The 10,967-nt window shown below is 57.5% G+C and carries 6 protein-coding genes and 4 pseudogenes; 3 read left to right on the top strand and 7 right to left on the bottom strand.

Annotation, left to right across the window (positions count from 1 at the left end; translation table 11 throughout):
• The first annotated feature begins 541 nt into the window (after positions 1-541).
• Positions 542-1,450 (top strand): nucleotidyltransferase and HEPN domain-containing protein, encoded by a 909-nt coding sequence (locus OCK02_RS25850; protein WP_263815530.1) that lies wholly within the window; start codon positions 542-544, stop codon positions 1,448-1,450.
• A 510-nt stretch (positions 1,451-1,960) separates the two neighbouring features.
• Here OCK02_RS25850 and OCK02_RS25855 read toward each other — a convergent pair.
• Positions 1,961-2,914, bottom strand: a complete 954-nt coding sequence (locus OCK02_RS25855) for a sensor histidine kinase (protein ID WP_263815527.1) — start codon at positions 2,912-2,914, stop codon at positions 1,961-1,963.
• Positions 2,915-3,156: 242 nt separating this feature from the next.
• On the opposite strand from OCK02_RS25855, the gene OCK02_RS25860 reads away from it, so the two are divergent.
• Positions 3,157-3,345: a hypothetical protein gene (locus OCK02_RS25860; protein ID WP_263815528.1), complete on the top strand. Its 189-nt coding sequence runs from the start codon at positions 3,157-3,159 to the stop codon at positions 3,343-3,345.
• Between the two features lie 1,350 nt (positions 3,346-4,695).
• Here OCK02_RS25860 and OCK02_RS25865 read toward each other — a convergent pair.
• Positions 4,696-5,271, bottom strand: coding sequence for a cysteine hydrolase family protein (locus OCK02_RS25865; protein WP_412178928.1), 576 nt, complete (start codon positions 5,269-5,271; stop codon positions 4,696-4,698).
• Positions 5,272-5,427: 156 nt separating this feature from the next.
• On the opposite strand from OCK02_RS25865, the pseudogene OCK02_RS25870 reads away from it, so the two are divergent.
• Positions 5,428-5,840 (top strand): annotated as a pseudogene (locus OCK02_RS25870) (ferritin-like domain-containing protein); the annotation flags it as partial.
• A gap of 74 nt (positions 5,841-5,914) precedes the next feature.
• Here OCK02_RS25870 and OCK02_RS25875 read toward each other — a convergent pair.
• From OCK02_RS25875 to OCK02_RS25890, 5 genes and pseudogenes are all read right to left on the bottom strand, one after another.
• Positions 5,915-6,100 (bottom strand): annotated as a pseudogene (locus OCK02_RS25875) (hypothetical protein); the annotation flags it as partial.
• Positions 6,098-6,295: pseudogene (locus tag OCK02_RS26320) on the bottom strand (hypothetical protein); the annotation flags it as partial. The pseudogenes OCK02_RS26320 and OCK02_RS25875, both read right to left, overlap by 3 nt.
• Before the next feature lie 550 nt (positions 6,296-6,845).
• Entirely contained in the window at positions 6,846-8,618 is a 1,773-nt protein-coding gene (locus OCK02_RS25880; protein ID WP_263815532.1) for an SLC13 family permease, read from the bottom strand.
• A 550-nt stretch (positions 8,619-9,168) separates the two neighbouring features.
• Entirely contained in the window at positions 9,169-9,981 is an 813-nt protein-coding gene (gene istB, locus OCK02_RS25885) for an IS21-like element helper ATPase IstB (protein ID WP_263815529.1), read from the bottom strand.
• Positions 9,971-10,904: pseudogene (locus tag OCK02_RS25890) on the bottom strand (Mu transposase domain-containing protein); the annotation flags it as partial. The gene istB and the pseudogene OCK02_RS25890, both read right to left, overlap by 11 nt.
• Positions 10,905-10,967 lie beyond the last annotated feature (63 nt).

Consider the following 10,967-nt stretch of genomic DNA (forward strand, 5'->3'; position numbering starts at 1 on the left):
CCTCTTCTCAGTCGCAGAATGCCGAAACTTCTTCAAAGCTGCAGGCTATGAGGCAGAATAAATGCGACATGCTTTAGGACCGGTGCGCGCATTTGAAGGCGAGTTGGCAGCAAGGTGGTTCGACACCGAACCGGCCATCGGGTACGCTGTTGCTCAATTCCTGCTGGTTTGGCTGGGAAACAGACATCCCCGAAAGCGGAATGCCCCTTCGGGTGCAGTCGATCCCGATCCTGCCGCGCCTGCGGCTTGCCAGATCTCCTGCGGCTGCACCGGGAACCGAAGGGGCATGCGCGAATTCCCGAGCCGTGGCCGGGGCCACCGCCATGCTCGGCTCTCCGATACGCTCTTTTGGGTGACCGATGCCGGTCCCGGCGAAGAGTGGCGCCGGCAGGTCGCCGGGAAGAGGCGCTTGATGATTGTGAAGCCTGTTTCAAAAGTTCTTTGCAAACCCTTCGTTGAAACCGGATTGCGCTTCCCCCAAGCTCCGTGCAGCCATAATGTGGCTCGCAGTTCCGACGGGGGAAAGGATGCCGACTTGCCGATGAAGACCAGCCTCGACCATCTGCCGCCCGTCAAGCAGCATGAGTTGCGCCAGGTCGTGGACATCATCCTCGAAGAGTTCGAGGATGCGCTGAAGGGCGCTTCGGCCACGTTCAAGAAGCGTGGGCGGATCCTGAAGATCGTGCTGTTCGGCTCCTATGCCCGCGGCACCTTCGTCGACGAGCCGCACACGAAGAAGGGCTACCGGTCGGACTTCGACATTCTGATCATCGTCAATGACCGCAAGCTCGCCGATTTCGCCACCTATTGGAACAAGGCTGCCGAACGCCTTCTCCGGCATGTCGAGATCGGGACGCCGGTCAGTCTGATCGTGCATTCGCTTCGGGAGGTGAACACTCTTCTGAAGGAAGGGCGATATTTCTTCGTCGACGTCCGCCGCGACGGGGTCGTGCTTTATGAATTGGACGACGAGCCTCTGGCCATGCCGGGTCAGATCAGTGCGGAAGAGGCGCACCGCATGGCTGCAGGCTACTTCGACGACCGCTTGCCCCATGCTCGCACCTTCGCCGAAGGGGCGGCATTTTTCATTTCAAAGGGGCGAAACAAGGAGGCCGCGTTTCTTTTGCATCAGGCGATCGAGCAGGCCTATTCGACACTGCTGCTGGTGCTGACCAACTACAGTCCGCCATCGCACAACATCCGCTTTCTCCGCGGTCTGGCGGAGGGACAGGCGGAGGATCTGGCCGATGTGTGGCCGCGCAACCAGCAGCGTTACGTATCCTGGTTCAACGTGATCAACGAAGCCTATGTGAAGGCACGCTATTCGCCGCATTTCGAGATTTCCGGGGAAGCGTTGCAATGGTTTGTCGAGCGAACCGAACTGCTCATCTCCAGGATCGAGAAGGTCTGCCAGCAGCATCTGATACAGATTGCTCGCGCGGAGGAATGATCGACTACCTCGCGACGGCGCTCTCCTTGCGCTGGTCGTGCAGGATCTGACTGGAGGCGATGCGCGAGGCATCGTCGATGGCGACGTGGACGAACTCAGGCAAGGCACGCGATAACCAAGCCGACCGCGAGGAAATCCAGAAACAGACGTAGACGAAACACATTGCTCAAGCGTCATGCTCCCGTCGCATTATGGTTGCCGGCACCCGCTGGTCGTACTGTATGTTGCGCCGTCGCCGTGTGTTAGTCTCCAAGCGTCGTCAAAAGACTGCGATCGATTGACCTGATTGCCCGCCGCCCAAAGTCTCTGGGGATGAGGATGTCCGCTGTTGGCGCACAGGCGACGTGACGCCGCCGCGGAGCTATGTCCGCTCTCGGGCCAGCGCGATGACGACCTTTTTGACTGAATTGGGGGCGCAAGGCAGACGCCAATATTGCCGGCTAGCCCGAGTGACCGCCATAAGCATTGCAAACATCAACGCGCAACTCGGCGTGGAGCCTTTCAAAATTGCTATACGGGCGGCTTCGGCATCCGCAGTGTCACGCGGCAACCCGACTCCAGATTCTCACGAGTGATCGTCCCCCCGAGTTGCTGGACTAGGAGCGATACAATCCGAGCACCTACCCCTTCTGGCACGCCAGCATGCATACCTACGCCGTTATCAGTTACCGACAGAACGACCTCCTCATGGGCCCTCAGCGTAACCTGGATAAGGCCGGCGCGCCCCTCCGGGAACGCATACTTGAGGCTATTGGTCACAAGCTCGTTAACCACGATCGCAATCGGCACGGCCTGTTCGCTGTGAATAAATAGTTCATCTGCATCTGCCTTTATGGCAACCGGGCTCGTTCCGCTGATCGACGCAGTTAATTTCTGGCAGATTTCCGTCAAGTATGTCCTTGCATCCACCACCTTCCGGTCTGCACGTATCGTAAGATGGTCGTACACTTGCGCCATGACCTGAATCCGCTCACCCATCTCGGTGAGCGCTTCGGAGGTGCTCACCCCAGGAAGCCTCGCCTGAAGCCGCATTATTGACGATAGCATCGCCAGGTTGTTCTTGGTGCGATGGGCAAGCTCCATGAGGAGAACCGTCTTGGCTTTCTCCGCCCGCACGACCTTTTCCATCTCTGTCCGCAGTGCTTCGGCAACAAGCCCAATGGCGGCGCCTGTCACCGAGAACAACGAAACGGGCAGGACATAGCCGGGAAACGTTACGGTTGGTCTCAGTGACAAATATGCGAACGCGGCACCTAGCGCAGTTGCATAGAGTGACGAACCGCGATCAAACATAATACCTGTCATAAAAATACCAGGCAGGAGGAAGAATAAACCAACAAAGCCACTTTGTGCGTAAAGACCAATCTGCACGACAATGCAGAGCGCCATTATCACAGTTGTTGCAAAGTACTTTACCCATGCCGGCTGCGGTTTTTCGGGGAGGAAATAGAGCAATCTTTCCATATTATTATTCCCCTAGCAAGTATTTCCTTGGGGCGACACTTCGAGGAGAGGCAACGAGGAAGGACGAGAGTAGCCGTCTCGGTACCTTGTTTGCAAGCCGACTCGCGCTTCCGGAAGGCTGGGCAGTAAGCCGGTCACTGGCTTCCCAGATTCCGCTCCTATCCGACGCGATGCTCCTATAGGGTGGCGCTTGTAGGCCGATGCCCGGTCCGCTATCGTCGGCCCCACTTGAAAGGAAACCTATGCCAAACGGTCGTGAAAATTTGTCAGTCGTCACCCGCTCGGATGAGCAGGGCCATTGGGTAGAGTGGGACGACAACGGCGAAACCGGTTCGCTGGGTCCTTTTCAGGACACCGAAACCGCTGAGCATGTGAGGGCCGCCAAAGAACGTGAACTCTCCGAAAACTGGCAGCACATCGACGACATCTAAAGCCTGACCACAATCGAACAGTCGTGCGATAGCGCAACGGCCGTGGGATGGAGAGGCGAGGCCCGGTCCTACTCTTCGGAAATTGACGGCAGAAGGGTGATCACTTCCCGCTGATGGTTTTCATCCAAAGGCTCGATATGTTCTTTCCAGAATGCTTCGGCCTCGGGGGTTTCATGCTCCCATATTCGAGTGGTAACGTGGTTATCGTCGATCTTTGATCGCCTCTGACCGCCTAGACGGACGTACTCCGTCGCCAACTCCGCTGCGTGTGTCTGTTGCATGTCGAGCACCCTTCATTGTCGCTAGACTAGAAAGGCGTTGGGATCGGCGTTTGTTCCTATTGGGCCGGACATCTGATTTTATGCCGCTTCGGTGGGCACCTGGCTCCACGGATACGCCCCCCCTGTCGCCGTTATGTTTGAATGAAGGTAGCTCCAATTCGCAATGGCAGACAGGCGATGTTGGTGATCCTGGTCGTAGCTGAAGTGATTGAAGCATTGATCTATGCTGCCAGCATCCTCGTCACCGATCCCGATGGCTCGGTTGATCCAGAAGAGAGCATCATCGATCCCGATTGACCGCTGGAAGACCATTATCCACGCAGCCTAAAGTGCCGACAGCGAAACAAGCCCCAGCGCCAGGAATCCCAGCGCTCCAAGAACTAATATCACTTCGACAATCACAGCGTTCCGCATGATCTTTCCTCGATCGATCGCGAGGAACTGCCGCTGAGCCGAAAGGTTCCAAGAGAAACCGTTGCTGCAACGAATTTTGTGGGCCAAGCCGGCGCGCCATGCAGCAGAGTGCCGGAGGAAGACATCCAGATGATCGGTTGCTCACGCCAAGCCTGCAGACGCCTGCCTGCCCAACAAGAAGCTAGCAGAGCCTTGATAAGCAATCCAGGTTTTTGAACCAACAGCCGGGACGTGCTTCATCCTACTCTGTCCCTGACGGGAGCCATGAGACGTGAAGCGCAGACCTTGTGTCTGCGGCGCTATTGAAGCAACGTTCGAAGCCGACCCCTTTCGGATACCTCGAAGACCCGCGACATCGTGAAGTCATTTTGCGGGACGTGCGGAACAGCGATCGGCTACGTCGACGATGACCTTCCGAACGACGTGTGCTGGCCTCATGCACGCACCGGATCGGTTACTCCCGATGCCCAGGGATATTGGGAACTGCGCCTTCCCTACATCGTCATGAATGACGGCCCGCCGAGGATCGAAACCTATACGCGTGCGCGAGATCCGAAACTCGGAACGCCGCACGAACGAGACTAGAAAGTGCAACAACCATCCCGAGTGCATGGCAGTTGTCGGACGAGGTCACCATGACATGCCGTGGAGACCACTAGCATCCTTGTGCGGAAGAGAGCCATTGCTCGCACAACATTACCTCCATCTGAACAGAGAACCGGTTCTTTAGAAGCTCCAAAGTCGCATCATGTGTCCGGTCGCTCGTGCTGCAGACGGCATCCTTCAGCAAAATCACGTTGTATCCGAGATCGATTGCGCCGAGGGCCGCAGCCAGCACGCAGACATCCGTCTCTCCGCCTGTCAGCACCAGTGTTCCCACGCCGTGATGTGACAAAACGCTGTGCAGCCGGCCGTTGGTCCAGGGCGAGTATGTGCGTTTTTCGAAGATGCGCGCCGGTGGGACGTAGCGCTTAAGTTCGGCGACAAGATCGACCAGGCCCGGATCTATGCGGGTTCTCATCATCATGGGCCACTTCTCGTAGTAGTCGCGCCACATACCGGGCAATTCGTCAGTTGATGACGGCGGTACGAAGCGGGTGAATATCGTCTGTTGCGGAAAGCGCTTCGTCACCTCGAGAACCTCATCGAATACCTTTGGCATCCATGCGATTTGCCAGGGCGAATCTTCGATGAACATCCGCTGCATGTCTATGCAGAGGTGTATCCACATATCGCGGTGTAGTGGCATTGCCATCTGGCTCCCAAGATTGGCCAACGGCCTATCCTCGCAGAAACTGCGAATTGCCCAATAGTGTTCCAACCATCGGCTCGGAACAAAGTGCGCAGGACAAAGGTTTTTCCGCGGCCAACAATTCGGCCCCAGGAGGAAGCCATGTCTAAGATGGCGCGTGCCGCACAATCCGAAGAAGGCAAGGCAGGCTTTCTGCTGCGTCGTGACGAGACACAGACGCAGGTCGAGCGCCTTGAGGAGATCTTTGAATTGCTTGGTAAGCCGGCCCGCGGAAAGGCTTGCGAGGCAATCCAGGGGTCATTGCCGAAGGCCAGGAAATCATGGAAGACTACAAGGGACCCCCTGCCCTTGACGCCGGGCTCATCTCCTCTGCTCAGGCGGTCGAACACTACGAAATCGCACTCTACGGCATGTTTATCGCGTGGGCCAACCAGCTCGGCTTCAAAAAGGCCGTGCCGCTCTTCAAGCAGTGTCTGGCGGAGGAGAAGGCGACGGACAAAAAACTCACAATGCTTGCCCAGACCGCCGACAACGCAAAAGCCGCCTGAGTATATCATCGGAACGGCCGCCAGATGCGGCCGTTCCCACATCTGCCGGAGCAGCGAACAAACGCGGCTAGCCCTTACTTGGACCGATCGGGCTCGGTCTCGTCAAAGTTCACGTCCCAATCTTTGTCGGGTTCCTTTCGGCCAGGTGGAGTACGATGCCCCGTCACGTCTTCCGAGCCGGTTATGACTGTCGGCTTCGCACTTGCCACGCCCGTACTTCTGCGATCAGCCTGCGACCTAGCATACTGGCCCTTGGCATCATCACGCGTCTTGAGCGCATCCGAAGGTCCGTTGCGTTCCGGGTCCTGATTGTTCTCGCCGACAGCATCACGGTCGACATCGGGGTCATCCTTTGCTGGCAAGTATCCGCGGGGCCGATTGGCCTCGGGCCCTTCCCACCGCGGTGACTGATCGGTTGTGCCAGGTGCGCCGTCTTTCGGTTTGTCCATACCCATGATCGTTCTCCTTGCTGGAGAATGAACTGGTCAGGGACACAGAAGTTCCGCGCGCGGATTTTCTGCAAACGAAAAGGGCCTGCCGAAGCAAGCTCTTGAGCGCAAATCACCGATGTAGATGCAATGATCTCCCCGAAGGGAGCGCGAAGGCTCAACGATTAGATGGAAGCTGCTAGGAACAGCCTGGTCGGGTTGTTTTGTCGGCGACGCGCAAAAGGATCCTCGACGCCGTAATAGACGCGATCATCTCACTGTGGTCAAACGGACGAACTGAAGGTCAGATTACACGCTGCTGATCAAGCGCCAGATGTACGGGAGAGCAAAGCTCGATTTGCTACAAGCGCGATTGATTGGCGCATCGTACCAGTTGCAGGTCAGCACAAGATGCAGATTCGGTGCGAGCCCGGAGGACTTGCCCAAGGCGTCACCCTTTCGAGTGTGGCTCTCGCCCCAAGGCGGTGCAGAGACGGCGATAATAAACCCCACGCATGTTGGGGAGACGGAAGACGAAGCAGCACGGCGCCCACTAGCCGGCGAAGTTGCCAGTGCCTCACGACACGGGCCAGACATAAAGTAATACGGGCACGCTTACGAGGACGATCAGAACAGAGAGCGGCAATCCGAGGCGAGGATAGTCGCTGAACTTGTAGCCCCCCGGACCCATGACCAGCGTGTTGCACTGGTGTCCGACGGGAGTGAGAAAGTCCGACCCGGCTCCGATTGCGACGGCCATCAGGAAAGCCTCAGGCTGGAACCCGAGCGTGATCGCGAAACTTGCCGCGATTGGTCCCATCACCAACACCGTCGCCGCGTTGTTGAGAAAAGGTGTCACCGCCATTGATGTGACCAGAATCAACGCGAGTGCGCCGACAGGCGAAAGGTTTACTGCAGCCTGACCCAGCCAGCCAGCAATAAGTTCGCTGCCGCCGCTTGTCCGCAAACTATCGGAGACGGGAATAAGGGCGGCGAGCATAATAAGTATTGGTCCATCGACGGCCTTGTAGACGTCCTTGAGCGGGATAATTCTGAATATCACCATCCCAAGTGCCGCGGCAAAAAAGGCAACAGAAACAGGAGCGAGCCCAAGTGCCGTAGAGCCCATGGCAAGAGCCAAAATGATGAGTGGTATAAGTGCCCGTCGCCGCGTCCCTAGCAAGACCTCCCGTTGAGAGAGTGGCAGCAGGGAGAATTCCTGGAGAGCGGTCGCGAGAGCCCTGCTACTGCCTTGGAGAACCAGCACATCCCCCCCGGTCAGCGTGATCTTGCTCAGTCGCTCCTTCAATCGTTCGCCGCGCCGACTGATAGCCAGCAAGTTGACGTCTCGTGTATAGGACAGTGCCAAGTCGCGTGCGGAAAGGCCCGCCAACGACGACGTGGGCGTGATAATGGCCTCGATCGAGGCTAAGTCGGTCTGGACTTGGCCGCCTTCTTTGAGCGGCTTCCCGGAAAGCTGTAGCTTGCCGTGCGATACGATGCGATCCAGCGCCGACGAGGAGCCTTCGAGCATGATCACGTCGCCATCGCGAAGCTCCAGATCAGGAAACGGGGACATGCGGGATGTGCCGCGCAGTACGGCGCTGGCAATAACTTCTCCGTCGCCGAGACTCAATAGTTCGCTAACGGGACGATCAACCACGGCGGATTGATCTGTCACGGTGACCTCTGAGGTATAGTCGGTGATCTCCACTGCGTCTTCAAGCGACGACAGTTCTTTGGTCCGGATTGGTACCAGCCAATAAAAGAACAGCAAAAATGTGATGCCAACCACCGTCAAAGTCAGCCCGACAGGGGTGAAATCGAACATACTGAATGAAGTTCCGGTCATTTCTTCACGCAGACGGGACACAACGATGTTCGGTGACGTTCCAATCTGTGTCATCAGTCCGCCAAGCAATGCAGCAAAAGCCATTGGCATCAGATATTTAGAGGGCGAACCGCCAGAACGCCGCGAGAACTGAAATGCTACCGGCATCATTATCGCCAATGCGCCGATGTTCTTGATGAAGGCGGACAAGACCGCAACGACAATCATCAGCAGCGCCAATTGGGCTTGTACAGAGACAAGTTTGGGGAAGAATTTTTTAATGGCGATATCAACGATACCAGAGCGCGCTACGCCGGCGCTAACCACCAATGCGCTACCGACAATGATGACAATGTCATCCGAAAAGCCGGAAAACGCTTCGTTTACCGGTACGACACCAAGCGCCACAGCGCCGACAAGTGCGCAGCATGCCACCACATCATACCGGAAACGATCCCAGATAAAGACTGCCATCATCACCGCGATGACGGAAAATGCGAGCATTTGTTCGTGCGACATGAATTTCCATTCGAATAGTGCAGTCACGGAAGGCGTGCTTCCAAACGCGACCCGCCAAACTAAGTTCCGGTGGTTATAACGAGTCGGCAGCAAATGTCTGGCCATGGCGATAAGCCGCCCCGCATCGTCGTCTCGACGGGTAAAACGCCCGTACGCGACCAGATCCCTTCGACGGGTACAGGCGCGACTTGTCACTGGTTACGCGCTGATTTTTCTCTTTCCCGCTTCGGCGGGCTTCTTTTTGACCGGGGTACTCCCATGAACGCGCGGGCTAAATTTAGCACTTTGCGCGAAAAACGTTTGGACGGTACCGTTCATCTGCAGCCCTACTGTGCTGTTCCCTCTGGCTCCAACCAGGCCCTATTGCCCCGCGCTTGGCGGGGCTCTTTTTGCCAGAGAATTCAGATGCGACGAGAGGCGGCCGGTGCTCGGAGTGTGGCGGCAAGGGGATCACGCTGAGGCACTGACGGACGATGGGCGGCAAGCCATCCTCACATTGTTGATTTGCACTGAGAGCTGACCCGGGATTTGCACCGAGAAGTGACCCGCCTTAGGTATTGTCCGTCGTGGTTGGGATGGTCAAGTTCCTCCGTTTCTCCTTCGTCGCTTTGGGCTCATGGGCCGAACTGTTTTTGAATCGGAAGCTGTCGTTTCCGGTTTCGAGGATGTGGCAATGATGCGTGAGGCGGTCGAGCAGCGCGGTGGTCATCTTGGCATCGCCAAAGACGCTGGCCCACTCGCTGAAGCTCAGGTTGGTGGTGATGATGACACTCGTGTGCTCGTAGAGCTTGCTCAGCAGATGGAATAGCAGCGCACCGCCTGAAGCACTGAACGGCAGGTAACCGAGCTCGTCCAGGATGACGAGGTCGGAGTGTGCCAGGCGGTTGGCGATCTGGCCTGGGCGACCTTGGGACTTCTCCTGCTCGAGAGCATTGACCAGCTCCACGGTCGAGAAGAACCGAACCCGTTTGTGATGATGTTCGATGGCCTGGACACCGATCGCCGTGGCGATATGCGTCTTGCCCGTGCCGGGACCGCCGACCAGGACGATGTTGTTGGCGTCGTCGAGGAAGTCGCAACGATGAAGCTGGCGGACCAGCGCCTCGTTGACCTCACTGCTGGTGAAGTCGAAACCGTTCAGATCACGATAGGCTGGAAAGCGTGCCGTCTTGAGCTGGTAGGCCGTCGATCGCACTTCACGTTCCGCAGTCTCGGCCTTGAGGAGTTGCGACAGGATCGGGATGGCGGCATCGAACGCTGGCGATCCCTGCTCGGTGAGCTCGCCGACGGCCTGAGCCATGCCATGCATCTTCAACTGCCGCAGCATAATGACGATAGCGCCGCTTGCCGGATTATGACGCATGGCGAACCTCTGTCTTTCTGAGCGCATCGTAGCGTTCGACATTGGCCTTGGGCTCATTGGTGAGCGTCAGGGCCTGAGGCGCGTCGATGGTGGGCGGTGTGAAGGATTTGCCATCGACGATGCGATGCAGCAGGTTCAGCACGTGGGTCTTGGTCGGAACGCCGGACTTCAGCGCCATGTCGACCGCGGATAGCACGGCTTGTTCGTCATGCTGAAGGACGAGCGCCAGGATATCGACCATCTCCCGGTCGCCACCCGGCTTCTTCAGGAGATATTGCTGCAAGGTTCGGAATGCGTCTGGTAGCTCGATGAAGGGTGCGCCATTGCGAAGAGCGCCTGGCTTGCGCTGCACCACCGCCAGATAGTGCCGCCAGTCGTAGATCGTCTGTCCCGGTCGATCATGGGAGCGATCGATGACGCGACGATGCTCGCAGACGATCTCGCCTTCAGCAGCGATCACGACACGATCTGGATAGACCCGCAGGCTCACCGGTCGATTGGCGAAGGATGCCGGGACGCTGTAGCGATTGCGCTCCAGATGGACGAGGCAGGTTGGCGTGACCCGCTTCGTATATTCGACGAAGCCGTCGAACGGCCGGGTGACCGGCATCAGCGCCAGAGCTTCCTCAGCCCAGATGTCGGCGATGGTGCCGCGCATCTGTCCGTGTGGGGTCATTGCCCAGAACGCCTTGCATCGAAGCTCCAGCCAGTCGTTCAGGGCATCCAATGATGGAAAGCGCGGAACGGGTTGAAAGAAGCGGTGACGCGCATCCCGAACATTCTTCGACCTGCCCTTACTCCCAGCCCGAAGCTGGATTGCAGAACTCGGGCTCGAACACATAGTGACTGGCCATCGCCAGGAAGCGCACGTTGACATCGCGCTCCTTGCCACGGCCGACCTTGTCGATTGCCGTGCGCATGTTATGGGATGGACGCCTCCCTCCGAACCTTCAGAATGAAGGGCCAGCTAAAGGAGGAAGTCATGA

The organism is Rhizobium sp. TRM96647 (genome assembly GCF_025780115.1).
GTDB lineage: Bacteria > Pseudomonadota > Alphaproteobacteria > Rhizobiales > Rhizobiaceae > Mycoplana.

Excerpts from the sequence above, each read along its gene's own strand:
- OCK02_RS25855 (WP_263815527.1), bottom strand. The coding sequence starts at position 2,914 with ATGGAAAGATTGCTCTATTTCCTCCCCGAAAAACCGCAGCCGGCATGG.
- OCK02_RS25865 (WP_412178928.1), bottom strand. The coding sequence starts at position 5,271 with ATGTGGATACACCTCTGCATAGACATGCAGCGGATGTTCATCGAAGAT.
- istB (WP_263815529.1), bottom strand. The coding sequence starts at position 9,981 with ATGCGTCATAATCCGGCAAGCGGCGCTATCGTCATTATGCTGCGGCAG.
- OCK02_RS25880 (WP_263815532.1), bottom strand. The coding sequence starts at position 8,618 with ATGTCGCACGAACAAATGCTCGCATTTTCCGTCATCGCGGTGATGATG.
- OCK02_RS25860 (WP_263815528.1), top strand. The coding sequence starts at position 3,157 with ATGCCAAACGGTCGTGAAAATTTGTCAGTCGTCACCCGCTCGGATGAG.
- OCK02_RS25850 (WP_263815530.1), top strand. The coding sequence starts at position 542 with ATGAAGACCAGCCTCGACCATCTGCCGCCCGTCAAGCAGCATGAGTTG.